Genomic DNA, 25595 nt, shown 5'->3' with positions numbered 1-25595 from the left:
GATATCGCCGATTGTGATAACTTGCAACAGTTATAGGTCAGGCGCCTTCCCTGATGAGCTGCACCCCGGGCAAACCCTGACCCTGTGATGCCTGCACGGCTGCGAGCAGGTTGCGCCGCGTGATGCGCGAGTGCTCGCGCATGATGGCCTCGGCCCGCGCGCCCTCGCGCCGCTCGATGGCGTCCAGCACCTGGCGGTGCTGGTCCTGCGCCACCACCAGCATGTCGCGCGCGGCGGGCGAATGCGCCTGCACCACCACGAAGGCCGAGGGCGAGGCGAACGGCAGGCCCTTGACCCGGTCGAGCTCGCGCACGATGACTTCGCTGCCCACCATGCGGCTGAGCAGGTGGTGAAAGCGCGCATTGAGCGCCACATAGGCCGAAAAGCCCTCATCGTCGAGCGAGCGCGGCGCCAGCACGGCGTCGATCTCGTCCAGGCACTGCACGCTTTCGGCCATCACGCCCGCGTCCACGCCGCGCTCGGCCGCCAGCCGCGCGGCCAGCCCTTCCATGGTGCCGCGCAGCTCGATGGCATCAGCCACGTCGGTCTCCGAAAAGGTGCGCACCGCATAGCCGCCGCCCGGCAGGCGGTGCAGCAAGCCCTCCTGCTCCAGCCGCATCAGCGCAGCCCGGATGGGTGTGCGCGAGACCCCGAGCATCTCCACCAGTGGCAGCTCGGCAATGCGCGCGCCACCGGCCAGCTCGCCGGCCAGGATCATCTCGCGCAGCCGCAACTGGGCCTTGACCGACTGCGAGGCGCCGGCTTCGGCCGCATCGCCAAGGGCGGCCAGGGCCAGGGGTTCGGGATGGTTCATGGTCGGTGCAGGGGCAGGAGTTCGGGCGCAAAGCCGAATGTATACATAAATCCGGCAAACCTCCATCCCGAATCCGCCTCACTCCATACAAAACAACAACTTACGGGATATGCCAATGAGCGATAACTGATTTATGGCTTTTTTATGTATACAGAAATCCGGCTTTTTCGCACAATCCACCCACGAATACAGCGATCCGCAGGCTGCCTGTATACCAAGCCTGCGGCGCGAGACATCCTTCCCCCACGGAGAGAGACAAGCACCATGTTTCCCAAGAACGCCTGGTACGTCGCCTGCACCCCCGACGAGATTGCCGACAAGCCCCTGGGCCGCACCATCTGCGGCGAGAAGATGGTCTTCTACCGCCCGGCACCCGACCAGGTCGCGGCGCTCGACGACTTCTGCCCGCACCGCGGCGCGCCGCTGTCGCTGGGCAAGGTCTGCGATGGCCAATTGATGTGCGGCTACCACGGCCTGCGCGTGGGCTGCGATGGCAAGGCCGTTTCGATGCCGGGCCAGCGGGTGCAGGGCTTTCCGCGCACGCGCAGCTTTCCGGTGGTGGAGCGCTACGGCTTCATCTGGGTCTGGCCCGGCGATGCCGCGCAGGCCGACCCGGCGAAGATCCACCACCTCGCATGGGCCGAGAGCCCAGAGTGGGCCTACGGCGGCGGGCTGTACCACATCGCCTGCGACTACCGGCTGATGGTCGACAACCTGATGGACCTGACGCACGAGACCTATGTGCATTCCAACAGCATCGGCCAGAAAGAGATCGACGAGGTGCCGTGCAAGACCCGGGTCGAGGGCGACGAGGTCATCACCAGCCGCTTCATGGAAGGCATCCAGGCGCCCCCGTTCTGGCAGATGGCGCTGCGCATGAACGGCCTGCCCGACGACCAGCCCGTGGACCGCTGGCAGATCTGCCACTTCACGCCGCCGAGCCACGTGCTGATCGAGGTGGGCGTGGCGCTCGCCGGCCACGGTGGCTACGAGGCCCCTGCCGACAAGAAGGCATCGAGCATCGTCGTGGACTTCATCACGCCCGAGACCGAGACCTCGATCCACTACTTCTGGGGCATGGCGCGCCACTTCAAGCCCGACGACCCGGCCCTCACCGCGCAGATCCGCGAAGGCCAGGGCAAGATCTTCTCCGAGGACCGCGAGATGCTGGAACTGCAGCAGCTGAACCTGCTGCGCCACCCCGAGCGCAAACTGCTCATGCTCAACATCGACGCAGGCGGCGTGCAGTCGCGCAAGGTGATCGAGCGAACCCTGGCGGCGGAGCAGACCGCATGACGACCGCGCAGGAAACCCTGCAGGTGCGCGTGGTGCGCAAGCAGGCCGAGGCCGAAGGCATTGCCAGCTTCGAGCTGGCCCGCACCGACGGCGCGCCGCTGCCGGCCTTCAGCGCGGGATCGCACATCGACGTGCATGTGCCGGGGGGGATCACACGCCAGTACTCGCTGTGCAACAGCGCCAGCGAGCAGCACCGCTACCGCATCGCGGTGCTGCGCGACGCGGCTTCGCGCGGCGGCTCGGTGGGCATGCACGATGCAGTGCACGAGGGTGATGTGCTCACCATCAGCACGCCACGCAACCATTTCGAACTGCACCCCGCCCAGCGTACGCTGCTGTTGGCCGGCGGCATCGGCGTGACGCCGCTTCTGTGCATGGCCGAACGCCTGGCCCACACCGGCGCCGACTTCACGCTGCACTACTGCACGCGTTCATTGGCACGCACGGCGTTCACCCAGGAGATTGCGGCATCGGCCATGGCGCCCCACGTGCAGGTGCACACCGACGAAGGCGGGCCCGAGCAGAAGCTCGACCTCATGGCCGTGCTGGCCGACATCGCGCCCGATGCGCGCCTGTACGTCTGCGGCCCCGCCGGGTTCATCGACCATGTGGTGAACACCGCCAGGAACCTGGGCTGGCCGGCCGAGCGCATCCACCTCGAATACTTCGGTGCGCCGGCACAGGACACCTCGGGCGACGGCGCGTTCGAGGTGCGCATTGCCAGCACCGGCAGCACCTACACCATACCGGCCGGTATCTCCATCGTCGATGCGCTGCGCCCCCAGGGCGTGGACATCATGACCTCGTGCGAGCAAGGCGTGTGCGGCACCTGCCTCACGCGTGTGCTCGAAGGCGAGGTGGACCACCGCGACATGTACCTGACCGACGAGGAAAAGGCGTCGAACGAGCAGTGCATGCCCTGCTGCTCACGTGCAAAAGGCAGGCTGCTGGTGCTCGATCTCTGAGAGGCTGCGGCCTATTCCGCCTCGGCCGTGCGGATGGTGTCGCGGCCATGGCGGTCCTTGGCGCGGCCCAGGTCCGTGTCGAGCGCGCGCGCCAGCTTGTCGGTGGCGCCGATGAAGGCGTTGGCCATCTTGTCGGCCTCGTCCGTCACGGTCACGGGCTGGCGACCGGTCACGCGCGCCTCGATGCGGCAGCGCTTGTCCTTGGCTCCGGACTTGCCGGCATCGACATCGGACAGGAACACCTCCAGCCGCGTCACATGGTCCTGAAAGCGCGCCAGCCGGCTCTTGGCTTCATCGGTCACCCATTGGGCCAGGGATTCGCTGCCGTTGATGTGGTCGTCGGTGTTGACTTGTACTTGCATGCTGGGCTCCTTGGGTGGTTGCGAGAGAAAGGCGGCGGTGCAGGACCGCAGCCATGGCCTCATGGTGGCTCCAAAGCCGCCACAGCGCGAATCGGCCGCGTAAGAACCTGTGAAACACAGGTTCTTACAACTTGTCCAGCGCAACGGCGGTGGGCCAGGGCACGCCTGCGGGCAGGGTCGCCGCTTCGGCCACGCGGGTCTGCAGGCGCAGGGCAGCCGGGTCGCCAGGGCAACGCTGCAGCAACTGGTCGAGGTGAGCCGCGGCCGTGACCGCATCGCCCCCGTGGAAGGCATCCAGGGCTGCGACAGACAACGCGCAGACCTCGCTGTCGGCGCACAGCGTGAAGACGCGCACCGGCTCGGCCCGGCCCTTGACGATGACCTCGTCGAGCACGCGCACCGGCAGGGTGGCCGGCAGTTGCCGCGCCGTGGCCTGCGACAGCAGGATGCCTGTGCCGAAGGCCTTGTTCGCACCCTCCAGGCGCGCCGCAAGGTTCACCGCATCACCGATCACCGTGTACGAAAAGCGCTGCTGCGAGCCCACGTTGCCCACCACCACCCGACCGGTGTGCAGGCCGATGCGCATCTGCAGCGGCGGCAGGCCGCGCGCGCGCAGGGCGGCCACCAGCGGCTCCATGGCCTGCTGCATCTCCAGCGCAGCACGCACCGCATGCTCGGCGTGCTGCGCATCGTCGAGCGGCGCGCCCCAGAAGGCCATCACGGCGTCGCCGATGAACTTGTCCACCGTGCCGCCGCTGGCGTGGATGATGGGCGTCATGGCGTCGAAGTAGCCCGAGAGCAGTTCCACCGTCTGCTCGGCGCTCAGCTGCTCCGACAGGGTGGTGAAGTTGGCCAGGTCGGTGAACATGACCGTCACCTCGCGCACCTCGCCGCCCAGGCGCATGAGTTCGGGCTCGGCCACCAGGCGTGCCACCACCGCAGGCGGCACGTACTGCGCAAACATGGCGCGGGTCTGAAGGGCCCTCTGGCGCACCGTGGCGTAGATGACCAGCGCCGTAGCGCTGCTCACCCCCAGGGCCGCGACGATGGGCATCAACGGCGGCCACCACAGCCGTGCGTAGGCGAACAACAGCCACGAGGCGAGCCCCATGGCGGCCACCAGGGCCACCATCAACACAAGCGCCCAGCCTGTGTGCAGACGCCGCCCCGCCAGGATCACCAGAGGGACCATCAACAGCACCAACAGCGCTGTCCAGTGCCCCGGTGCGCTGCGCAGGCCATCGCCCGCGAGCAGGTTGTCCACCTGCGTGGCCTGCAGTTCCACGCCGGGAAAAAGGCGGTCGCCTCCGACAGAACCGAAAGGCGAATTGAACAGGTCCGCGCGCGCATTTTCAAGCTCCGAAGCGCTCAGCGCAGACCGCCCGACCAGCACGATCTTGTCCTTGAAAAAGCCAGGCGGCAGCAGCCCGGGCTCCAGCGCCTGGTAGTACGAGCGCGTGTCGAAGGTGCCGCGCGGGCCCCGGTAGGCCAGCCACTCGGCGGGCTGCAGGCCGTTGGCTCCAGCGCCTGCCACCCGGCGCGCCAGCTGCATGGCCAGGCTGTCGGACTCGCCGAAGGCGCGGCGCACCACGAAGTCGTCGTCGGGCTGCACCAGCGCGCTGCCCGCCCGGCCGCCGGCGGCCAGCAAGCGCTGCAGCGGCGGCACATCGGTCCACAGCGTGGCATTGCCGCTGTCGATCTTCTCGCGCGCCGAGGCCAGCACCACCGGCGCGGCCGTGGCCACCGCACGTTCCAGCGCGGCATCCTCCTCTTCGCTGGTCGGGTCGGCGAACACCACGTCCATGCCGATCGCCGCGGCACCATCGGCATGCACGCGCTCGATCAGGCGTGCGTGCAGGCTGCGCGGAAAGGGCCAGTGCTGCTGCAGCTCCTGGAAGCTGGGCTCATCGATCGCGAGGATCACCACGGGATAGGTGCCCCGCTGGGGCGCTGAAAGCGCCGTGAGCACATCGAAGGTCTTGAACTCCAGTGCGTGCCAGGGCCGCGTGAACGTGGCAGCCCAGGCGAGCAGCAGCACCAGCGCGCTGGCGGCAAGCGCCAGGGCCGCTTCGCGCCATGCGCGCCTAAAAACGGTAGCGCGCATCGATCACGTACCGCACGGACTGGCGGTCGGAACGGTCTCCGAACAGGTTCAGCACCCCTGCGCCCACCACCCAGTGCTTGTCCTGCGTTTCCCAGTAACCCGCGATGTCCAGGTTCCAGCCCGCAGGACGGCGTGTGAGGTTCTGCTTGTCCTCGAAGCGCTCGGACCGGTAGACCGCCCGGGCGCTCAGGTACACGCGCTGCGCGCTGGCCCAGGTGGCGCCGACCACCGCCGTGTGGCGCGGGATGTAGGGGATGCGCAGGTCACGCACCAGGCTGTTGCTGGTGCTGTCCAGGTACTGGCTGCTGCTGCGCTGGAACAGGTACTTGGCGTAGCCCGACCATTGGCGGCTGAACATGCGGTTCACGCCGGCGCCCAGGGCCTGCAGGCTGCCCTCCTCGAATCCCGGGGTGCCTTCGAGCACGTCGGTGGTCGACAGATTGACCATCTGCGCGTTGCGCATCTCCTCCAGGAAGGGCATGCTGGGCGTGCGCAGGTCCACGCCCAGCACCCCGGGGTTGCGCACGCGCAGGTGGTCGGCGCGCAGGCTCACGAAAGTGCGCTCGTCGATCTCCATGCCCAGCTGTGCCACCGTGCGCCGATGGCGCCCACCGGCCTCCACCAGCCGGTCTTCGACCGGAATGCCGGCGGTCTCGACGCTGGTGAGGGTGGACGCACTCAGCGGGCGCAGCCAGTCCTGGTAGGCCATGCGCAGCGTGCTGCCCGCCGCCGGGCTGAACACCAGGCCCACGCGCGGGGTGGCCACCCGCTCCGTGTCCGCACGGCGCGCCTGACTCGATTCGCTGACGTCCCGCACCAGCAGGCCCACCGCATTGCCACCGCGCACCCGGTGGCGGATCTGCTGCAGGCCCAGTGCACCATCGAGCAGCAGGCCCGGCGTGAACTGCTGGCTGCCGGCCAGGGTCAGGCCGGTGTAGCGCCGGTCGATCTCGTTGACGCCGGCAAACACCATGATGTCGGGGGCCACGGCGCTGTCCCGCAGGATCAGGGGGCCGTAGCCGCTCACCACGCTGGACTGCTTTTCCGCCACATGCTCCAGCGTCACGCTCAGGCGCTGGCCGGGCTCCGGGTCCACCGTGTGGCGCAGCTGCAGATCGGTGAATGCCTTGTCGGGTGAGGCCTTGAGGCCCATGAGGGCGGCCAGCGGCTGGAACAGGAACAGGGTGGGGTAGTTCTCGGAGCGCGTGTGCTCCGTGCTGCGCCCCAGCTTGAGCCAGGTCTGCTGCACCGGGCTCCAGCGGTAGGACAGCCCCGCCATCCCCAGACGCACCCGGCTGCTTCCCGTGGTCTGCAGCACCTCGGACCCATCGCCCCAGAGGTCGAGCCGGTTGCGCCCCTGCAGCGACACGTCGAACTGGTTGGCATACACGAACAGGTTCAGGCGCTCGGTGGGCTGCATGCCCAGGCCCAGCGTCAGCACGTCGGCCCCCACGTCGGCGCCTCCCGTGGAGTCGTGAAACGCCGGTACGTTGAAGACCCCCACGTCGATCGGAAAGCGCTTGCTGCGGGCGTTCTGCGCCTTGAAGAACCAGGACACCGGCACCTGGCTGTTGTCCATGCCATTGAGCGTGAGCGAGGGCGCGCGCATGCGGTAGAACTCGCGGTCCAGCATCATGCCCATCGCCCCATGGCTGCCTGGCCGCTGCAGCAGTGACGAGTGCAGCTGGCTGGCGCCGAAGGCCATGGGGTCGGTCAGAAAGCCCTGGAACAGCGCCGAGTTCTTGTTGAATTCGCCGCGGTAACGGTCCGCCAGGAACAGATGGCTGCCGCCCCAGTAGGGCGAGAAGCTCTTTTGCGCCAGCTCCAGCGCCCAGTCCTCCATGCCGAAGAAGGCCAGCGAGGCGCCCAGGTTGGCGCTGCCCTTCTGGTCATTGGCCACCTGGTTGAGCGACTTGAGGTAGGGCATGCGCTGCAGGGCCGCGCGCGCGGAGTCGACGGCATCCCCCGGCTGGAACAGGTCCGTCTGGATCTGCGCCAGCAGCAGGTAGGGCAAGGGATCCTTGTCGTCGAGGCTGCTGGCCTGGCGCAGCGTGGCCAGCGCATCGGGCGTGCGCCCGAGCTGGTAGTAGGCCACCGCCGTCCAGACCTTGGCGCGCGCATAGCGCGGCTCCATCACGCCGGCGCGCAGGAAATCGTCGAGCGCGGCCTGCGGCCGGCCTTGCTTGAGGTGCATCAGCCCCTGGCCGGTGAGCGCGACATAGTCGGCAGGGTTGTCGTGCAGGGCGGTCTCGAACGCCAGCCCTGCTTCGGTGAACTGGTTGACGAAGGTCGCCAGCGTGCCCCGCTCACCCTGCGCCCCCGGCGCCTGCGCATCGAGCGCCAGCGCCTGGCCCAGTGCCCTGCGTGCCGGGCCGGTCTCCTCGCGCTCCACATGGGCGCTGCCCAGACCCTGCCAGGCCCGTGCATCGCCGGGCATGCGCGCCGTGGCCTCGGTGTAGGCCGCGATGGCCGCCGGCCCATCGCCCTGGCGACGGGCCAGCTCGGCGCGCACCAGCGCCAGGCCCCCGTCGCCCGTGCCGGCACCTGCCAGCGCGGCCTGCGCTTCGTCCACACGGTCGGTGAGCAATTGCACGCGTGCCAGTTGGGCCACCAGGGCCGGGTGCTCGGGCCAGTGCCGTGCCAGCGCCATGCGCAGGGTGTTCACGGCGGCGGGCCCGTCACCGTCGAGCAGCTGCAGGTCCGACTGCATGAGCCAGGCGGCCAGCACGGGCTGGCCCGCGCCGTCGACCTGCTGCGCAAGCTGGGCGCGGGCGGCCTGCAGGTCGCCCGCCTGCAGCGCCACGGCAGACTCCATCGCGGCGGCCCAGCCTGCGGGCACCTGGCTGCGCATCTGGGCCAATGCGGCGGCTGCAGCGACCGCATCGCGGGCAGCCAGCGCGCGCCGCACCGGGTCCAGCGCGGCAGGCATGCCACCATCGGTACTGCCCTGCGCCGCGAGCGAAGGCAGCGGGTCGGCGCGCAGCGCATTCACCCACTGGATGCGGTCGCGCGGCTGGCTCAGCACCATTTTCACCGGTGCCTGGCCGACCTCGGCGTAGGCGGCCTCGTTGGCCGCCACCGACACCTGCCCCTGTGCATTGCCGAACTCCACCGTGCCCGAGAGCACGGTGATCAGCGTGCGGCCATCGCCGGCGACCTCGATGTCCCAGTCCGTGCCGCGGATCGCGGCCGTGGCGGCCGGCGTTTCCAGCGTCAGGCGGCTGCCGTCGGCGCGGCGCGTCTGCGTCCAGGCCCGGCCGGCGCTCAGCATCAGCGTGGTCATGGGCTGCGCGGGCGTGGCCACGGCCTTGACCTGCAGCACCGTGTTCTGGTGCAGGCGCAGTTGGGTATCGTCGGCGAACAGCAGGGCCATGCGCGCGGCTTCGCGCGTGCGCACGAAGTCACCCGCGGCCAATGCCTGGGCCTGGCGCGCGGGCTTCCAGTCCTGCACGCTGGCTGCGCGCTGATCACCCGGTCCCTGCAGGCCCACGATCTCGGCCGCTGCGCCCGGGGGTACGGCGGCATGGCTGCAGGGCCAGGCCAGGGCCATAAGCGCGGCCAGCGCGGAAAGGTGCATCGTGGAATGGCGCATGGAGGTGCCTTGTTGTCTTGTCGGGCGGGGCGGGCGGCGCAAGTGCGGCCACGGACTCGCTGGCCGCAGCCGGCCACACCCGGTTACCGAAATTATCGGGAGCGGGCGCGGGCCGCAGCACACCGCGTACCGGCGGCAGACCGCCATTTCATGAAGAAAGCCACATTTCATAGCACCGTGTGGCGCAGCCACAGGCGTGCACGGCCCTTTCCTACAGACGGCGCCGGGAGCGGGTGCTACAACGTAAATACCTATTGCCTTGCATGCACAGCCTTCCGTGCGCATGCCTATGGAGCCCCCACCCATGTCCGCCTCTCCCCGCCTCAAGATCGGCCTGTCCGCCTGTTTTCAGCATGCCGACCCCGCCCGCTCCCTGTTCACCAACAAGACCCTGCAGTATGTCGAGCAATCCATCGCGCACTGGCTCATGTCGGCCGGGGCCATGGTGGTGATGGTGCCCTGCCCCACGGGCGAAACCGCGCGCGGCGACGTCACACTGGCCCACTATGCCGACTGGCTCGATGGCGTGGTGATGCACGGCGGTGCGGACGTCTGGCCGGGCAACTACGGCGAGGAGCCCCTGCGCGAGGAATGGGTCGGCGACCGCGTGCGCGACCTGTACGACCTGGCCGTGGTCAAGGCGTTCGCCGAAGTGCGCAAGCCCATCTTCGGCGTTTGCCGGGGCCTGCAGTTGATCAACGTGGCCTTCGGCGGCGCGCTGTACCAGGACATCGAGTTCCAGCACCCCGGCGCGCAGCAGCACCGCAACGCCACCACCTACGACCAGCATTTCCACGACATCCACATCGTGCCCGGCTCACGCCTTGCCCAGCTGTACCCCGACAGCCCGCGCGCACGGGTCAACAGCATCCACCACCAGGGCATCAAGCGGGTGGCACCGGACTTCGAGGTCGAGGCCCTGAGCGAACCGGATGGCGTGCCCGAAGCCATCCGCCTCAAACCTGCGCCCGGGCGCGGCTACATTGCTGCAACGCAATGGCACCCCGAATTCCACAAGGTGGGCTCGGACACGCTGGACGACACCGCCATCCTCGAGGATTTTCTCGCCGCCTGCGCCAAGGCCAAGGCGCAGGCCCCCATGGAGCACCGTGTTTCACCCCTGCGTGACCGTGCCACCCGGCTGCTGCAGCGGGCGTTGCGCAAGGACCGGCAGAAGGCCGGGGAGTGACGGCCGCGAGGCGGTGCCTTGCACGCGTGGCGCGGCAACACCGGCCCATCGCCACCAGGCGCTGAAAAGCAGCCGAAACCGCTGATTTCCTCCCCAGGGCGAGGCTTGCGCTGCGCCCGCCTCTTCTGCCACCGCCCAACATCCTGGATACTTGGTGCTTGTTAAGCCCCCATCCCGCGAGAAGCGAGCCTGCACCATGAGTATCTTCGACCGCCTTCTGGGCGGCATGCGCAAGACGACGGACCGTCCCGACGCACCCCCTGCACGTGCCGCAGAGCCCCTGGAGCGGCGCAAGCACCGGCGTGTCAATGCGCGAAAAGGCACCAGGGTGCTGATCATCGACGACTCGCCGACCGTGGTCGCCGTCCTGCGCAAGACGCTGGTGTCGGCGGGCTATGAAACCCGCGAGGCACTGGATGCCGAGCAGGGCCTGGCGCTGATCGCCGAGGAACCGCCCGAACTGATCTTTCTCGACATCATCCTCCCGGGCATGAACGGGTTCAATGCACTGCGCGCCATTCGCAGGACGCCTGCTTCGCAGCACATCCCGGTGATCATGATCAGCGGCAACGAGCACGCCACCGAACAGTTCTATGCCAATCGGATCGGCGCAGACGATTTCATGAAGAAGCCGTTCTCGCGCCATGAGATCTTCGCCCGCATCGAAGCCTTGCTCGACGCGCAGCTCATTCCCCGGCGCAGCGTTGGCGCGCCGGGCGGTGCTGCGGCGGACGTGCCGCCCGCCCCTTTCTGATACCTCTGCGGCCCCGGGCGACCCCGCTTTGCGCTGGCCGGCTGACCGCCCGCTACAGCCGACCCAATAACCCTGCGCTGGTCAAAACCCTCAGATCACTGTAAATTCATACAGTGATCTTGCAATCCAAACTGGCCATATTGGCCGACGCCGCCAAATACGACGCCTCCTGCGCGTCGAGCGGCGCCGCGCCGCGCGATTCGGTGGGCGGGCGCGGCATGGGTTCGACCGAGGGCATGGGCATCTGCCACAGCTATGCGCCCGACGGGCGCTGCATCTCGCTGCTCAAGATTTTGCTCACCAACTTCTGCCAGTACGACTGCCTGTACTGCGTGAACCGGGTCAGCAGCAATGTGCCGCGCGCCCGCTTCACCGTGCAGGAGGTGGTGGACCTCACACTCGATTTTTACCGGCGCAACTGCATCGAGGGGCTGTTTCTCTCCAGCGGCATCATCCAGAGCCCCGACTACACCATGGAGCAGGTGGTGGAAGTGGCGCGCGTGCTGCGCGAGGAGCATGATTTCCGTGGCTACATCCACCTCAAGACCATCCCCGATGCCTCGCCCGAACTCATGGAGCGCGCCGGCCGCCATGCCGACCGGCTGAGCATCAACGTGGAGCTGCCCACGCCCGAGGGCCTTGCCGCGCTCGCTCCGCAGAAGGACGGCGCAGCCATCGCACGCTCGATGGCGCGCATGGCGGTGCACATCGAGGACGCGCGGCAGGCGCGAAAGGAGCAGGCGGCCACCAAGGCGGTGTCCATGCCCGCCTCGGCGCGCGCCCGCCGGGCCCCGGCCCCGCACTTTGCGCCGGGCGGCCAGAGCACGCAGATGATCGTCGGCGCCGACGCCACCGATGACCGCACCATCCTGGCCACCAGCGCAGGCCTGTACGGCGTGCACCGGCTGCGGCGCGTGTACTACTCGGCCTTCAGTCCCATCCCCGATGCAGCGCGCGCGCTGCCGCTGATCGCGCCGCCCACCGTGCGCGAGCACCGGCTGTACCAGGCCGACTGGCTGATGCGTTTTTATGGCTTCGCGCATGGCGAGATCGTGCCCGCAGGCCAGGACGGCATGCTGGCGCTGGACATGGACCCCAAGCTCGCCTGGGCGATTGCGCACCGCGAGCGCTTCCCCGTGAACCTGAACACCGCGCCGCGCGAGCTGATGCTGCGCGTGCCCGGCTTCGGCGTGCAGACGGTGGACCGCTTGCTGGCCGCGCGCCGCGTGCGCCGGCTGCGCCACGCCGACCTGGCGCGGCTGCGCGTACCGCTCAAGAAGGTGCTGCCTTTCGTGGAGGCTGCGGACTACCGTCCGGGCCGTGCGCTGGATGCGGCCGACCTGGCGGCACGCATGGCCCCGCCCCCCGCACAGCGCGGGCTGTTCGACTGAAGGGCATACGCCATGGGCCAGCACACCATCACCCTCGCACACGCCACCGACTGGCCGGGCTTTCGCCGGGCGGCACGCATGCTGGTGCAGGCCGGCGTGCCGTCGCAGGAGGTGGAATGGTTCACCACGCAAGGCGCGGCGCAGGACCTGTTCGCCGCGCCCGCACCATCGGGCCTGCCCCTGGATGCGCTGCCACGCCAGGCAGGAGGCTCAGCGCCGCGGGTTCCCGAGGATTTTCTGCGCCTGTGCGAACGCCTGGTGCTGCACCGCAACCCGGCGCGCTTTGCCCTCATGTACCGGCTGCTGTGGCGCCTGGCGCACGAGCGCGCGCTGCGCCACGACCCGCTCGACGCCGACCGCATGCAGGCCCACCACATGGTGCGCGCCGTGGCGCGCGACATGCACAAGATGCACGCCTTCGTGCGCTTTCGCCCGGTGACCGACGGGGAGGGCCGCACCGTGCAGGTGGCCTGGTTCGAGCCCGACCACTTCATCACCGAGGCCAACGCCGGCTTCTTCGTACGGCGCTTCACGCAGATGCACTGGGCCATCCTCACGCCCGATGCCAGCGTGCGCTGGGACGGCAAGGCGCTGCACACCGGCCCCGGCGGCCAGCGCAGCGATGCGCCACCGCCCGACGCCGGCGAGGCCCTGTGGCTCACCTACTACCGCCACATCTTCAACCCCGCGCGCCTGAAGACCGACATGATGCGCAAGGAGATGCCGCAGCGCTACTGGCACAACCTGCCGGAGGCCGCGTTGATCACCGAACTGAGCCGGGGTGCCCACGAGCGCAACGCGCGCATGGTGGAGGCCGAGGCCACCACGCCGCGCAAGGCCATCGCGCCACTCATTCCATCGCACGCGCACGCATCGCGCTGAACTGCGGTGCGGGCTCGGCCGCCGTCCAGCGCCAGGGCAAGGCATTCGCGCGCCAGATGCCGCCCAGCACCTGCAGCCGCAGCACGCGCTGCGCGCCGGGCCAGCGCACACGCGAGGCCTCGTCCCAGAGCAGCTCGGCGCGGGCCGCCACATGCAGCAGGCCGCCGTCCTCGTAGTCCAACCACAGCAGCCCGGCCTGCGGGTGCAGCGCGAGGTTGCCCAGGGTGTTGAAGAACAGGTTGCCGGGGTAGTCGGGCAGGGTGAGCACCAGTCCGTCCGCAGTGGCCTGGGCATGCACGAAGCCCGGCTCGCCGCCGCGGTGCGACACATCCACGCCTTCGTTGCGCCGTGTGCCCGGCTGTGCGGCCGAGGCGCTGGCGATGAACATCGTGTCGCTGCGCGCGATCAGGCCCAGCGCGGCGGCATCGAGCCCCACCCCCAACACCTCGGCCGGTGCCGGAGGTGTCACCACCGCGCGCAAACCCGGAGCGCGCGCCTGGATGTACTTGGGGCAGTTGCCAAAGCTCTGCGCCACACTGACCTCCAGTCCGTGGGCACCGAACGCAGCCACGCGCCCATTCATGCGATTGCGCCTGCGCGTGTGCGGCTCCAGCCCGAGCACGCCCACCGGCGCACCGGGCACCAGCCGGGCCAGTACCGGGTCAGCGGCATCGGGCGCCACGTCCAGGTGCATGGACCCGGCATCGGGGGTGTGCACGAAACCGGGTGGACCGGCCACCATGGTCGCCCAGGGCTGGCCCTCGGCATCAAGCGCGCCCAGCAGCAAGGTGGGCAGCTTCTCGAACAACTCGCGGTGCTGGTCGGGCATGTGGTCGCGCAGCACCACGGGCCCTACGGCGGCCATGCGCTCGCGCACGCCCACGCGCTCCTGCAGGGCCTGCTCGCCCACGTGGAAGGCGGCGGCGGGCGCGGCGCTCATGCCGGCACCACAACGCCAGGGGCGGGCAGGCGGTCGGCCAGCGGCACATAGCCCGGCAGGGCTTCCATGCGCGCCACCCAGGCGGCGATGCGCGGATAGGCGGCGAGAGACAGCCCGCCGATCGGCGCCTGCGAGGTGTAGCTCACCATGGCGATGTCGGCCAGCGTAGGGCGGGCACCGCCCAGCAGCCAGTCGCGGCCTTCGAGCGCGGGCTCCATGAAGTCGAACAGCCGGCGGCCGATGGCGAGCGCCGCCTCGCTGGGCTCGCGGCCCGTGATGGCCGCGAAGCGTGCGCTCGATGCCCCGGGCGCCAGCATGCCGGCCGCCAGGCTGAACCAGCGCTGCAGGCCGGCCTGGCCCACCGGGTCCTGCGGCATCCAGTGGCTGCCGGGTGCATAGCGCTGCACCAGGTAGACCAGGATGGCGTTGCTGTCGGACAGCACCAGGTCGCCATCGACCAGCACCGGGATCTGGCCCAGCGGGTTGCGCGCCAGGTGGGCAGCCTGGCGGTGCTCGCCGGCGATCACATCCACATGGACCAGCGCATGGGGCAAGCCGAGCATGGACAGCATGAGCTCGACCCGGTGGCTGTGGCCCGAGATGGGCATGCGGTAGAGCGTGAGGGGTGCGGAGGGGGCCATGGAGAAATGTCCTTGTCAGAGGTGGAATGCACAGAAGACTCGACGATATCCATTGCCAAATCCGCTGTGAATAGCCATATTGCGGCAATCAAAATTGCGGATATCGCAACAATGGACCATCTGGACACCCTGCGCTGCTTCATCGCCGTGGCCGATGCCGGGGGCTTTGCGGCGGCGGCGCGGCGCCTGGGGGTGTCGGCCACGGCCGTCACGCGCGCCATTGCGGCGCTGGAGGCGCGCCTGTCGGTGCTGCTGTTCCAGCGCAGCACGCGCACGGTGCGGCTGACCGAGGCGGGCGAGCGCTTCCTGGTCGACTGCCGCCCAATCCTCACCGACCTGCAGGAGGCCGAGCAGGCTGCCAGCGGGGCGCAGGCCGAGCCCCAGGGGCTGCTGGCCATCACCGCGCCGCAGATGTTCGGCATGCGGCATGTGGCGCCCATCGTGCAGGCCTTTCTGCACGCCCAGCCGCGCGTGCAAGTGCGCACGCTGTTCGTGAACCGGCTGGTGCATCTGCTCGAAGAGGGCATGGACGTCGCGATCCGCATCGCCCACCTGCCGGACTCGGGCCTCACCGCCGTGCAGGTGGGGGCACTGCGCCGGCTGGTGGTGGCCTCGCCCGCCTACCTGGCGCAGCATGGCGAGCCGCGCCACCCCGATGAGCTGGCGGCGCACCGCGCCATCGGTTTCTCGTTCGACAACAACAGCGTCTCGCCCTGGAAGTTCAAGGAGGGCGTGGTCGGCCAGCCGCATTTCAGCTGGATCAGCAACAGCAACGAGGTGGACATCGCTGCGGCCGAGTCGGGCCTGGGCCTCACGCGCTGCCTGGCCTACCAGGCGGCGCAGGGCGTGCGCGCGGGCCGGTTGCGCGTGGTGCTGGCCGCGCACGAACCCCCACCGGTGCCGGTACACATCGTCTACCCTGCGGGGCGGCGCGCACCGGCCAAGGTGCGGGCCTTCGTGGAGTTCGCACGCGAGCGGCTGTCAGCCGAGCCCGTGCTGCAGGGACGCGGCCTCACCCGCAAGGCCTGAAAAGGCCTGCCGGTAGCGCGAGGGCGCCGGCAAGCGGTGCAGGCGGAAATGCCGGCGCAGCGATTCGGGCGAGCCCAGGCCCGCGAGGTCGGCCACCGCGTCGATGGGCATGGCCGGGTGGGTTTCGAGCAGTTCCTTGGCGATGGCCACACGCTCGCGCACCAGCCAGTCCTGCGGCGACAGGCCCGTGCTCTCCTTGAAGCGGCGCTGCAGCGTGCGCCGGCTCATCTGCGCAAACGCCGCCATGGAATCCACCGTGTGCGCCTGGCGCGCGTTCTCGCGCAGCCAGTCGAGCAGGCGGGCGATGCTGCTCACCTCGGCGCTGGGCATGGGCCGCGGCACGAACTGCGCCTGCCCGCCGTCGCGGTGCGGCGACATCACCAGCCGCTGCGCCACCGTGTTCGCCACGCGCGCGCCATGGTCGCGCCGCACCAGGTGCAGCAGCATGTCCAGCCCTGCGGCGGAGCCCGCCGAGGTGATGGCCTGCCCCTCGTCCACGTAGAGCGCCGAGACGTCCACCGTGATGTCGGGGAACTCGTGGGCCAGGCGCTCGGCATGGCGCCAGTGCGTGGTGGCACGCCGGCCCGCGAGCAGCCCCGCATGCGCGAGCACGAACACGCCCGAGCAGATGGAGCAGATGCGCGCACCGCGCCGCCAGGCGCGCTGCAGGGCGCGCAGCAGCGCCTCGGGCGGGCGCTCGGCCGCATCGCGCCAGCCGGGCACCACGATGGTGTCGGCGCGCGACAGCATGGCCAGGCCATGCGGCGCCTGCACCTGCACACCGCCCATGGCGCGCAGCGGGCCGGGCTCCACCGCGCACACGGCGTAGCGGTACCAGTCCACCGCCTCCAGCTCGGGCCGCTCCAGCGCGAACAGCTCGACCGCGCAGCCGAATTCGAAGGTGCACAGGCGGTCGTAGGCGAGGATGGCAACCAGGTGGGGCATGGCGCGATGTTACCGAAGATTGTCATGGCGGCCACTGGCCGTGGAAGGGCCCCATGGCGACACTGGAGCCCTCTGAAACGCCACCCAGGAGCCTGTTGCCATGACCTCTTCCCCCAGCGCCGTCGCCGCCGTTCCCGCCGCCCCCAGTGCCGCAGCGCTCGTGCACTTCGAATCCGCCTTCACCTTCGAGGCCGACTGCTGGGACGTGCACGACGCGATGGACCGTGGCCTGCAGGACTTCGTGCTGCTCGACGTGCGCAGCCATGCGCTGTACGAGGCCGGCCATGTGCCCGGCGCCATGAGCCTGCCCCACGCCAAGATCATCGAATCGAAGATGGCCGCCTATGCGCCCGGCACGCTGTTCGTCGTCTATTGCGCGGGCCCGCACTGCAACGGCGCGCACCGCGGCGCCGTGCGGCTGGCGCGGCTGGGCCGGCCGGTGAAGCTGATGATCGGCGGGGTGACGGGCTGGCTCGACGAGGGCTTCAGCCTGGAAAAGGGCGCGCAGGGCGGGTGAACGCCTGGCAGGTCAGCCCGGCGCGTAGAGCACGTCCGAGCGCAGCACGTACTTCGTGCCCTCGGTGACGGCCTGGCCTTCGTGCCAGGTGTCGTGGATGAAGAGCAGCGCCGCACCGGTGGCAGGCGGCACCACGAAGTCCCTGAAATCGGTGTCCCCGCCCGCAAAGCCCGCGTTGAGGTAGACCAGCAGTGTGAGCCGGCTGGTCATGCCGGATTCGGTCCAGGGCCCGTCCTTGTGCATCTTGAAGCGCTGGCCCGGGGCATAGCGGTAAAAACGCAGTTCCTTGGGCAGGCCTTGCGCCGCTTCTCCATCGAGCAGCGGCAAGGCCACGCCCTGCAGCCGCTGCCACAGGAGGGCCACCCAGACGGCGGACTCGACCAGCACCCGGTCGTTGTTGCGCACCAGGGGCATGGGCTTGGGACCACCTGCCGTGCGCACGCCAGCGGCCTCGAAGCCCTCGCGCTCGGCCAGCACGATGAGTTCATCGCACTCGCCAACCGACAGGAAGCCGGGGATGGAAAAGGCCCTTTCCGAATGGGCAACCGCCTGCAGCGCTGCCATCGCAGGGCTCAATGGTGATGGCCGTGGTCGCCGTGCACGTGGCGGTGGGCGATCTCCTCGGCGCTGGCGGCGCGCACGCTCGCCACCTTGCACGAGAAACGCAGCGCCTGGCCGGCCAGCGGGTGGTTGCCATCCAGGTGCACTTCGGGGCCCTTGATCTTGACCACATTGAACACGGCGGGCTGTCCATCGCTGCCCACGCCCTGCAGCTGGCCGCCGACCTTCACGCCCGGCGGGAATTCGGACTTGGGGATGGTACGCACCAGGCCTTCGTCGCGCACGCCGAAGGCGTCTTCCACGGCCAGATCCAGCGTGGTGCTGTAACCCGCGGACTGGCCTTCGAGGGCGGCTTCGACCTTGGGGAAGATGTTCTCGTATCCGCCGTGCAGGTAGGACAGGTTGCCCGCATCGAGGGGCTTGCCCTCAAGGGTGGTGACCTTGTAGGCGATGGTGACGGCGGTGTCTTTGGCGATGTTCATGGATGGCGCGCTTTCATGCAAGGAAAAGCAGGGGGCGGCAGGGCCGCCGCCCTGCGGATCGGAATGCCGGATTGTCCACGACCCCGCCACCCTCTGCCCGGCTGGGGTGGCAATGCCTCACACCGCGGCAGGCACCTCGTCCTCGGCCTGGCCGGGGTAGCGCGCAAAGCGCCGTGCCTCGGTGCCGTGCACCGGGTCGCTGTCGGGCCAGGGCCAGCCGCCGAACTGGGTGCGGCGGTAGTCCTGCATGGCCTGCATGATCTCCTGCTGCGTGTTCATCACGAAGGGGCCGTACTGCGCCACGGGCTCGCCGATGGGGCGGCCCTGCAGCACCAGGCATTCGGCCACGGTGGCGCCGGTGTTGGTCAGCAGCCAATCCTGGCGCGCATCGAGCTCCAGCGCGGCATGCTCAGCCACGTCCTGCGGGCCCACGCGCAGGCCATCGCCCACGAAGAAGTAGAGCATGCGGCGCGTGCCCTCGCCCTGCGCAGCCGGCATGGGCCACTGGGCACCGGGGTCCAGGCGCAGCGTCCAGATGGCCACATCGGAGCCGGGCTGCGAGGCCCAGGACTCGGGTGGCGGCGCCAGCGGTGCCGGCGCGGCGGGCAGGGCGCCGGCCACCACGGTGGCAGTGGTCGTGCGGCCGGCCTCGTCGTGGTGCACCAGGCGCGGGATGCGCTCGTTCCAGAGCATGGTGAAGTGCGGCTCCACCATCTTGTGGCGCGCAGGCAGGTTCAGCCAGATCTGGAACAGCTCCAGCGGATTGGGCTCGGTGGCGCTGAGCAGCGGAAACATCTCGGAGTGCACGATGCCCTTGCCGGCAGTGACCCACTGCACATCGCCGCCGCCGAAACGCGCAGCCGCGCCGAGCGAGTCGGAATGGTCGATGAGCCCCTTGCGCACCAGCGTCACCGTTTCGAAGCCGCGGTGCGGGTGGCCGGGAAACCCGGGCACGGTCTCGCCGTGGTACATGCTCCAGCCGTCCTTGCGGCTGAAGTCGCTGCCGATCTGGCGGTCGTCCACCGGCACGGCCGGTCCGAAGGCCGCGTTGCCGGCGGGGTAGGCATCGTCGTGGTGGGCGCAGAACAGGAACGGGTCGAGCGTGGGCCACAGCGGGCCGAGCGGCTGGCTGTGCAGGATGGGCGTGGATTGGTTGTTCGACATGGGGCCTCCTTCGGTGGTGCGCCGTCGTGATCGTGAGCGGCATGCCCGCAACAGATGGGGCCATTGCAGCGCCACAGAAGTGCCACCGGTGGAACGGTGCGGTGCATGCCGCAGGACAATCGGCGGGCGACCGCAGCGATTCTAGAGACAAGCGCGCCAGCCCGCTGACAGCGCCCTCACGGCACGCGAACACCGTTTGCGCGCCCTCGGCGGGCACCGCAGCGCCAGCCCGCCGCCACGCCATGTCGGGTGCAGGCTCAGGAGGTCTTGCGGCGGTAGGTCGCCTTCATGAACTCCTTCCAGCTGCCATCGGGCTGCTGTGTAGAGGAGGTCAGCGTGCGCTCGTCGGGGCCGAGGAGGGTGATGGTGTCGCGGTATTTCGCGGTGCCGCCGTCGCCTGCGAAACTCGGGCCTTCGGTCTCGAGCGGGAGCACCTTTTCGGTGGCATCGAGCGTGCCGCGGTAGACCCACATGTGGGTCATCATCGAGCCGATCCAGGTGCCGATGAAGACCGCCTTCTCGGGATCGTAGCCCAGCGTGATCAGCATGCGCGCGTTGCCGCCGCCGGGCAGGGTGCCCGTGCCTTCGCCCAGCACCCACAGATCGCCGAGCTGGCGCACGTGTTCGGTGCCGGTGGTGGTCATGGGCGGCTCGCCGGGGCCGGCGTCGCAGGTGGATTCGCAGGTCCAGTCGCCGAGCAGTTGCTGCAGCCAGCGGTGCTGTGCCTGGGGTTCGGGATTCATCATGCCAAGTCTCCTTCGAGGAACGGGGGGTTACATTGCCAGACCGTCATGGTGGTGCACGGGGATGGCGTCGAGGTCCACGCCGTCGAGCGTGCGCAGGTTCACGGCCGCCATCTTGTGGCCTGCGGGGTGCGTGCCTTCACCAAAGGTGTGGATACAGCAGGCCGGGCCAAAGCGGTGCTGGATGACGTGCTGGTGGAAGGTGTAGCTGGCCAGGTCCGCCGCTGGCGTGGTCAGGCGCAGTTGCCCGTGCGGCACGAACCACAGCAGCGAGCCGCGCCGGCGGCACATGGTGCAGTTGCAGGCCAGGGCGCTGTCGATGCTGCCTTCCACCTCGAACGCCACCTTGCCGCAGTGGCAGCTTCCCTGGTAACGCATAGGTCCGGCTCCTGGTGTGGGGGCGCCCGTCACTGCGGTACCACCAGCATCCACGATACGCCGAAGCGGTCGGCGACCATGCCAAAGGCGGGCGAGAAGAAGGTCTTTCCCAGGGGCATCTGCACCTGGCCACCTGCGGCCAGCGCTTCGAACAGGCGCTTGGCCTCGGTTTCCGTCTCGGGTGCCAGCGACAGCGAGATGCCCTGGAAGCTGGCCTTGCCCGAACCCATGCCGTCGGAGGCCATGAGCTGGGTGTCGCCCACATTGAACGAGGCATGCATGACCATCTCGGGCTGGGGCCCTGCGCCGGCACTGCCGTCGACCGAGCAGCCGGCACCGGCAGCGGGCTCGGGGTTGTCCTTGTAACGCATCAGCATGGTCACCTCGGCGCCCAGGGCCGTGCGATAGAACTCCAGCGCCTCTTCGCAGCGGCCTTCAAAGAAAAGATACGGTTCGACCTTCATGGCGGATCTCCTTAAGTGGGTCAAAAAAAACGGACATCCGCGCATTGTGGACACCGTTCACAAACAATACCAAAGATAATGGACAGTGTCCACATTGAAATCCCCATGTCCGTAACCACCCGCAACAGCGCCCTGCCAGGCGGCCCTTCCTCGCCGCGCAGTACCTACCGCCATGGAGACCTGCGCCGCGCACTGCTGGACGCAGGCATCGAGCTGGCGCGCCAGGGCGGGCCCGATGCCGTGGTGCTGCGCGAGGCCACGCGCCGCGCGGGCGTGGCGCCCAATGCCGCCTACCGCCATTTCGCCAACCGGCAGGACCTGCTGGCTGCAGTGCGCGCCGCCGCCGTGGCTGCGGTGGCCCAGGCCATGGAGGCCGAGATGGCCGGGGTGCCCACCGGCGGCACGCCCACCGAGCAGGCCCATGCCCGAGTGCGCGCCGTGGGCGCCGGCTACATGCGCTTCGCCCATGCCGAGACAGGGCTGTTCCGCACTGCGTTCGGCGGGCAGTTCAGCGTGGAGCAGAACCCCGACCCCGCCATGGGCGGCCTGACCGGCCTGAACCCCTTCGAACACCTGTCGGCCGCCCTCGACGACCTGGTGACCGCAGGCGCACTGCCGCCCGAGCGCCGGCCCGGCGCCGAGTACCTGGCCTGGTCCACCGTGCACGGCATGGCGCTGCTGAGCATCGACGGGCCCTTGCGCGGCACACCCGCCGACATGCTGCAGCTGCTGGGCCAGCGGCTGCTGGACATGGTGGAACGCGGTTTGTAGCGCGGCTCAGCGCAGGCCATAGAGCCGCGCCGTGGCTTCGATGCGCTCCACCAGGGCGCGCCGCAGTGCGGCCGGGCGCAGCACCTCGACCTCGGGCGATTGGCGCATCAACTGGCCGCAGGCGTGGGCCACCGATTCGATGGGAATCGTGAGCGCCACCCGCCCGTCCTTGCGCCGAGAAGGCGGGGCCGCAGCCACCGCGCGGGCCACGGCACTGCTGAGCGCACTCAGGCCCTTGAGGCCTGCAGGTGTGGCCAACAGTTCGGCCTCGCCGGTGTACAGGCCCGATTCGAAACGGCGGATGGACTCGCGCCAATACGCCGGCAGATCGAAGCGCGCCGGTCGCCGCACAGGCGTGCCCAGCGCCGTGGCCGCGCGGATGTTGGACACGCGGTAGGTGCGCGGCCCGCCGTCCGCCGAGACCTTGCCCACGGGCAGTGCCACCAGGTACCAGACACCCGCCTTGAGCACCAGGCCCAGCGGGGCCACCGTGCGCTCCACCGTATCGGCCCAGCTCTCGTAGCACAAGGCCAGTTGCTGGCCGCCCCAGACGGCGGCAGCGACGGTGGCCAGGTGGGGCGTGGGCTCGCTCTCGCGGTACCAGTCCACCGGGTCGAGGTGCAGGCGATCGCTCACGCGCTGCGCATCCTCGCGCCACGGGGCCGGCAGCGCGGCCAGCAGCTTCAGTCGCGCACCCTGCACCTCATCGCCCAGGCCCAGGTCGCCGGCCGGGCCGGGCAGGCCGCCCAGGAACACGGCCTGCGCCTCGGACGGTGTGAGCCCCGTCAGCGTGGTCTTCCAGCCCGGCAGCAGCGCAAAGCCGCCATGGCGCCCGCGCTCGGCAAAGATGGGCACGCCCGCCGCCGTGAGCTGGTCCACGTCGCGGTACAGCGTGCGCACCGAGATCTCCAGCGCATCGGCCAGCGCCTGCGCGCTCATGCGGCCCCGGGTTTCGAGCAGCATCTGGATGGACAACAGGCGGCTGGCACGCATGGGTGGCACAGGTAAAAGCGACGGTGTGCAGTATGCAGCGAATACCTGCCATGCCTTGGCAGGTATTGCGCCGCAGACTGCGGGCTTCTCTCTTTTCGCTTGACCCAAGGAAACCCCGCATGCCCGCCACCCCCTCGATTTCCGACTGCACCATCGTCGAGCTGCGCCAGTACACCCTGCACCCCGGCCAGCGCGACGTGCTGATCGACCTGTTCGACCGCGAGTTCCTCGAAAGCCAGGAGCGCGAAGGCATGCGCGTGATCGGCCAGTTCCGCGACCTCAACCAGCCGGACCTCTTCGCCTGGCTGCGCGGCTTTGCCGACATGGCCGCGCGCCAGCGGGCGCTCGAAGCGTTCTACAGCGGCCCGGTGTGGGCCGCGCACTGCCATGCAGCCAACGCCACCATGGTCGATTCGGACAACGTGCTGCTGCTGCGCCCCGCATGGTCAGGCGCCGCAGCAGAACTGTCGTCCGACCGTGCCGCGCCCGGCGCCAGCGGCTCGGCCCCGGGCCTGCTCGATGCCACCGTGTTCTACCTCAAGGAGCCGGCAACACCCGCACTGCTGGACTATTGCCGCGAGCGCATGGACCCCACGCTGCGCACCGGTGGTGCGCGCCGTACGGCCTGGTATGCCAGCGAAGCAAGCCCCAATACCTTTGCGCGCCTGCCGGTGCGCGAGGGCGAGCCCGTGCTGCTGGGCCTGGCGCTGTTCGACGATGCCGGCGCGCTGGACGCCTTTGCGCAGGGCGGAGCCTGGCAACGCGAGGTGGCCCCGGGCCTGGCGCCCTGGCTGGCGCGTGCTCCCGAAGCCCACCGGCTGCAGCCCACGGCGCGTTCGGCCCTGCACGCATGACGCACACCCATCCCGGAGACACCCCATGCCGATCACCCCACCCACGGGCGATGCCCACGATTTCGACTTCCTGATGGGCCCCTGGCGCATCCGCAACACCCGCCTCGTGCAACGGCTCGCAGATTGCACCGACTGGGAGACCTTCGAGGCCACGGGCACTGCCCGCCCCTTGTCGGTCGGCATCGGCAACTGCGACGACTTCATCCCCGAGGCCTGGAACGCCGGCTACGTCGGCATGGCACTGCGCCTGTTCAACCCCGAGGCGCGGCGCTGGAGCATCTACTGGCTCGACAACGTGACGGGTGGTCTGGACACGGCCACCGGCCTGTTGAAACCACCTGTGATGGGAGGCTTCGCAGGCACCGATCAGGGCCTGTTCGTCGGCGATGACACCTTCGAGGGCCGCCCGGTGCGCGTGCAGTTCCGGTGGAGCAAAAACCTGGAGACCCACGCGCCGCGCTGGGAACAGGCCTTCTCCGACGATGGCGGGCAGACCTGGGAGACGAACTGGACCATGGAGTTCTCGCGTCCCCCGGCCTGAACCACTGGCACGCTGGCAGGGTCAGCGCGTGTTCTGCGTCACCTCGGCCAGCCAGCCCATGACCCTGATCCTCGCCAATGAGCTGCACGGCAGCAACATCACCGTGAATGCCGGCGCCCCCAGCCCCACGGCCACCGCCCTGTTCCTGGACGGCGGGAGGGGGAAGCCCCCGGTGCGGCGGGGCGGCCCTTGCACGGGGGCACTTGCCTTGGCCGCGCCAGTTCCACACGCTGCCGACGGCAAGTAACTATGTAGGGGTTCAGGCTGCGGCTTGCACCGGGAAGTCCGTGGAGGCTGCCAGGTCACGCCAGGCGGCCGTCTCCTTCTCCACGAAGGCGTGCTTGTCGGCAATGGTCTGCAATGTGTCGGTGCCCAGCGGCAGGCGCAGCGGAGGCGTGGGGCTGGCCACCAGCTGCACCACGGCCTGGGCCAGGCGCACGGGGTCGCCGGGCTGGTTCAGGTTGATGCGGCGGGCCGCCTCGCGGACCGCGCCCGCGCTCTCTGCGTAGTCCTCCAGCACCAGCGGGGACACCGACAGCGAAGCCGTGTCGAGGAACTCGGTGCGAAAGTAGCCCGGCTCCACCACCGTGGCATGGACGCCCAGCGGCGCCAGTTCGGCGTGCAGCGCCTCGGTGAGGCCTTCCACGGCGAACTTGGTCGAGCAGTACACGCCGAAGCCTGCTGAAGAGCGCACCCCGCCCAGCGACGATATGTTGATCACATGGCCGGCGCGGCGCGCGCGCATGGCGGGCAGCACGGCGCGCGTCACGTTCAGCAGGCCGAACACATTGGTCTCGTACAGGCGGCGCACCTCGTCGGCCGTGGCCTCTTCCACCGCCCCCAGCAGACCGTAGCCCGCGTTGTTGACCAGCACGTCGATGCGGCCGAAGCGCTCCAGCGCAGCGCCGACGACGTGGCGGGCCTGCGCCTCGTCGGTCACATCGAGCGCCAGGGGCAGCAGCGCATCGCTGGCACCCAGGCGCTCTGTGACGGAGTCGGCGCTGCGCGAGGTGGCCACCACGGCATCGCCCTGGGCCAGTGCAGCCTCGGCAATGCGGGCGCCGATGCCGCGCGAGGCGCCGGTGATCAGCCAGATGCGGGGAAAGGAAGAAGAGGAAGACGTGTGAGCGGTCATGGCAGAAGTCCTTGGGAAAGGGGTTGGTAACGGGGCTCTGGCAGACCTGACGTGCTGCCATGGGGATGAACTGTAGGCACGCCATTGC

General features: G+C 69.5%; 27 protein-coding genes. 12 read left to right on the top strand and 15 right to left on the bottom strand.

Annotated elements, in window-relative coordinates:
- Positions 1–37 precede the first annotated feature (37 nt).
- Positions 38–814 (bottom strand): GntR family transcriptional regulator, encoded by a 777-nt coding sequence (locus U5N23_RS01460; RefSeq protein ID WP_322591099.1) that lies wholly within the window; start codon positions 812–814, stop codon positions 38–40.
- A 264-nt stretch (positions 815–1078) separates the two neighbouring features.
- Between U5N23_RS01460 and U5N23_RS01455 the strand changes: the two genes are divergently transcribed.
- Positions 1079–2110, top strand: coding sequence for an aromatic ring-hydroxylating dioxygenase subunit alpha (locus tag U5N23_RS01455; RefSeq protein ID WP_322591098.1), 1032 nt, complete (start codon positions 1079–1081; stop codon positions 2108–2110).
- The gene (locus U5N23_RS01450) at positions 2107–3075 is read left to right on the top strand and encodes a PDR/VanB family oxidoreductase (protein ID WP_322591097.1); all 969 of its coding nucleotides are present in this window, start codon (positions 2107–2109) and stop codon (positions 3073–3075) included. Before U5N23_RS01455 ends, U5N23_RS01450 begins: the two co-directional genes overlap by 4 nt.
- 11 nt (positions 3076–3086) lie before the next feature.
- On the opposite strand, the gene U5N23_RS01445 is transcribed toward U5N23_RS01450, so the two are convergent.
- From U5N23_RS01445 to U5N23_RS01435, 3 genes are all read right to left on the bottom strand, one after another.
- A complete protein-coding gene (locus U5N23_RS01445) occupies positions 3087–3437 on the bottom strand; it encodes an HPF/RaiA family ribosome-associated protein (RefSeq protein ID WP_322591096.1) in 351 nt (116 codons plus the stop codon).
- 124 nt (positions 3438–3561) lie between these two features.
- Positions 3562–5541, bottom strand: coding sequence for an adenylate/guanylate cyclase domain-containing protein (locus U5N23_RS01440; protein ID WP_322591095.1), 1980 nt, complete (start codon positions 5539–5541; stop codon positions 3562–3564).
- Positions 5522–9133 (bottom strand): TonB-dependent receptor domain-containing protein, encoded by a 3612-nt coding sequence (locus tag U5N23_RS01435; protein ID WP_322591094.1) that lies wholly within the window; start codon positions 9131–9133, stop codon positions 5522–5524. The genes U5N23_RS01440 and U5N23_RS01435 overlap by 20 nt, the downstream gene beginning before the upstream one ends.
- Before the next feature lie 304 nt (positions 9134–9437).
- On the opposite strand from U5N23_RS01435, the gene U5N23_RS01430 reads away from it, so the two are divergent.
- The 4 genes from U5N23_RS01430 (at position 9438) to U5N23_RS01415 (ending at position 13349) form a co-directional block, all read left to right on the top strand.
- A complete protein-coding gene (locus U5N23_RS01430; protein WP_322591093.1) occupies positions 9438–10322 on the top strand; it encodes a type 1 glutamine amidotransferase in 885 nt (294 codons plus the stop codon).
- 196 nt (positions 10323–10518) lie between these two features.
- Positions 10519–11076 carry a response regulator gene (locus tag U5N23_RS01425; protein ID WP_322591092.1) on the top strand — a complete coding sequence of 186 codons (558 nt, stop codon included), beginning with the start codon at positions 10519–10521 and terminating at the stop codon, positions 11074–11076.
- 113 nt (positions 11077–11189) lie between these two features.
- Positions 11190–12467, top strand: a complete 1278-nt coding sequence (locus tag U5N23_RS01420; protein ID WP_322591091.1) for a putative DNA modification/repair radical SAM protein — start codon at positions 11190–11192, stop codon at positions 12465–12467.
- A 12-nt stretch (positions 12468–12479) separates the two neighbouring features.
- Complete coding sequence (locus U5N23_RS01415; RefSeq protein ID WP_322591090.1) at positions 12480–13349, top strand: TIGR03915 family putative DNA repair protein; 870 nt, start codon at positions 12480–12482, stop codon at positions 13347–13349.
- Here the strand turns inward: U5N23_RS01415 and U5N23_RS01410 are convergent.
- Both U5N23_RS01410 and U5N23_RS01405 read right to left on the bottom strand, forming a co-directional pair.
- Complete coding sequence (locus tag U5N23_RS01410) at positions 13318–14289, bottom strand: pyridoxamine 5'-phosphate oxidase family protein (RefSeq protein ID WP_322591089.1); 972 nt, start codon at positions 14287–14289, stop codon at positions 13318–13320. The two genes, U5N23_RS01415 and U5N23_RS01410, sit on opposite strands and share 32 nt — an antisense overlap.
- On the bottom strand, positions 14286–14930 hold the full coding sequence (locus U5N23_RS01405; RefSeq protein ID WP_322591088.1) for a glutathione S-transferase family protein: 645 nt from the start codon (positions 14928–14930) through the stop codon (positions 14286–14288). Before U5N23_RS01405 ends, U5N23_RS01410 begins: the two co-directional genes overlap by 4 nt.
- 111 nt (positions 14931–15041) lie before the next feature.
- Between U5N23_RS01405 and U5N23_RS01400 the strand changes: the two genes are divergently transcribed.
- A complete protein-coding gene (locus U5N23_RS01400; protein ID WP_322591087.1) occupies positions 15042–15959 on the top strand; it encodes a LysR family transcriptional regulator in 918 nt (305 codons plus the stop codon).
- On the opposite strand, the gene ftrA is transcribed toward U5N23_RS01400, so the two are convergent.
- Entirely contained in the window at positions 15912–16904 is a 993-nt protein-coding gene (ftrA, locus tag U5N23_RS01395) for a transcriptional regulator FtrA (protein ID WP_322591086.1), read from the bottom strand. The genes U5N23_RS01400 and ftrA overlap by 48 nt on opposite strands.
- Positions 16905–17004: 100 nt before the next feature.
- Here ftrA and U5N23_RS01390 point away from each other — a divergent pair, with 100 nt between their 5' ends.
- Positions 17005–17421 (top strand): rhodanese-like domain-containing protein, encoded by a 417-nt coding sequence (locus U5N23_RS01390; protein ID WP_322591085.1) that lies wholly within the window; start codon positions 17005–17007, stop codon positions 17419–17421.
- A gap of 12 nt (positions 17422–17433) precedes the next feature.
- Here the strand turns inward: U5N23_RS01390 and U5N23_RS01385 are convergent, their stop codons facing one another.
- The 6 genes from U5N23_RS01385 to U5N23_RS01360 form a co-directional block, all read right to left on the bottom strand.
- Positions 17434–17985 carry a 2OG-Fe(II) oxygenase gene (locus U5N23_RS01385; RefSeq protein ID WP_322591084.1) on the bottom strand — a complete coding sequence of 184 codons (552 nt, stop codon included), beginning with the start codon at positions 17983–17985 and terminating at the stop codon, positions 17434–17436.
- Between the two features lie 8 nt (positions 17986–17993).
- A complete protein-coding gene (locus U5N23_RS01380) occupies positions 17994–18464 on the bottom strand; it encodes a peptidylprolyl isomerase (RefSeq protein WP_322591083.1) in 471 nt (156 codons plus the stop codon).
- A gap of 117 nt (positions 18465–18581) precedes the next feature.
- Positions 18582–19628: a pirin family protein gene (locus tag U5N23_RS01375; RefSeq protein ID WP_322591082.1), complete on the bottom strand. Its 1047-nt coding sequence runs from the start codon at positions 19626–19628 to the stop codon at positions 18582–18584.
- Between the two features lie 257 nt (positions 19629–19885).
- Positions 19886–20374 carry a DUF1579 domain-containing protein gene (locus U5N23_RS01370; protein ID WP_322591081.1) on the bottom strand — a complete coding sequence of 163 codons (489 nt, stop codon included), beginning with the start codon at positions 20372–20374 and terminating at the stop codon, positions 19886–19888.
- A 27-nt stretch (positions 20375–20401) separates the two neighbouring features.
- Complete coding sequence (locus tag U5N23_RS01365; RefSeq protein WP_322591080.1) at positions 20402–20749, bottom strand: GFA family protein; 348 nt, start codon at positions 20747–20749, stop codon at positions 20402–20404.
- A gap of 29 nt (positions 20750–20778) precedes the next feature.
- Positions 20779–21213, bottom strand: coding sequence for a VOC family protein (locus tag U5N23_RS01360; protein WP_322591079.1), 435 nt, complete (start codon positions 21211–21213; stop codon positions 20779–20781).
- Positions 21214–21318: 105 nt separating this feature from the next.
- Between U5N23_RS01360 and U5N23_RS01355 the strand changes: the two genes are divergently transcribed.
- Entirely contained in the window at positions 21319–21984 is a 666-nt protein-coding gene (locus U5N23_RS01355; protein WP_322591078.1) for a TetR/AcrR family transcriptional regulator, read from the top strand.
- A 6-nt stretch (positions 21985–21990) separates the two neighbouring features.
- Here U5N23_RS01355 and U5N23_RS01350 read toward each other — a convergent pair whose 3' ends face one another.
- On the bottom strand, positions 21991–22977 hold the full coding sequence (locus U5N23_RS01350) for a helix-turn-helix transcriptional regulator (protein WP_322591077.1): 987 nt from the start codon (positions 22975–22977) through the stop codon (positions 21991–21993).
- Positions 22978–23096: 119 nt separating this feature from the next.
- On the opposite strand from U5N23_RS01350, the gene U5N23_RS01345 reads away from it, so the two are divergent.
- Genes U5N23_RS01345 through U5N23_RS01335 form a run of 3 tightly spaced genes read left to right on the top strand, consistent with a single transcriptional unit; the run spans position 23097 to position 24619 of the window.
- Positions 23097–23831, top strand: coding sequence for an NIPSNAP family protein (locus U5N23_RS01345; protein WP_322591076.1), 735 nt, complete (start codon positions 23097–23099; stop codon positions 23829–23831).
- Positions 23832–23856: 25 nt separating this feature from the next.
- A complete protein-coding gene (locus U5N23_RS01340; protein ID WP_322591075.1) occupies positions 23857–24372 on the top strand; it encodes a hypothetical protein in 516 nt (171 codons plus the stop codon).
- A gap of 58 nt (positions 24373–24430) precedes the next feature.
- The gene (locus U5N23_RS01335; protein WP_322591074.1) at positions 24431–24619 is read left to right on the top strand and encodes a hypothetical protein; all 189 of its coding nucleotides are present in this window, start codon (positions 24431–24433) and stop codon (positions 24617–24619) included.
- Between the two features lie 12 nt (positions 24620–24631).
- On the opposite strand, the gene U5N23_RS01330 is transcribed toward U5N23_RS01335, so the two are convergent.
- The gene (locus U5N23_RS01330) at positions 24632–25507 is read right to left on the bottom strand and encodes an oxidoreductase (RefSeq protein ID WP_322591073.1); all 876 of its coding nucleotides are present in this window, start codon (positions 25505–25507) and stop codon (positions 24632–24634) included.
- Positions 25508–25595 lie beyond the last annotated feature (88 nt).

This window comes from Acidovorax sp. (assembly GCF_034519795.1).
In the GTDB taxonomy this organism is placed as follows: Bacteria; Pseudomonadota; Gammaproteobacteria; order Burkholderiales; family Burkholderiaceae_C; genus Acidovorax.
The sequence above is the reverse complement of the archived record's forward strand: the minus strand, read 5'-3'. Positions and strand labels throughout refer to the sequence as shown.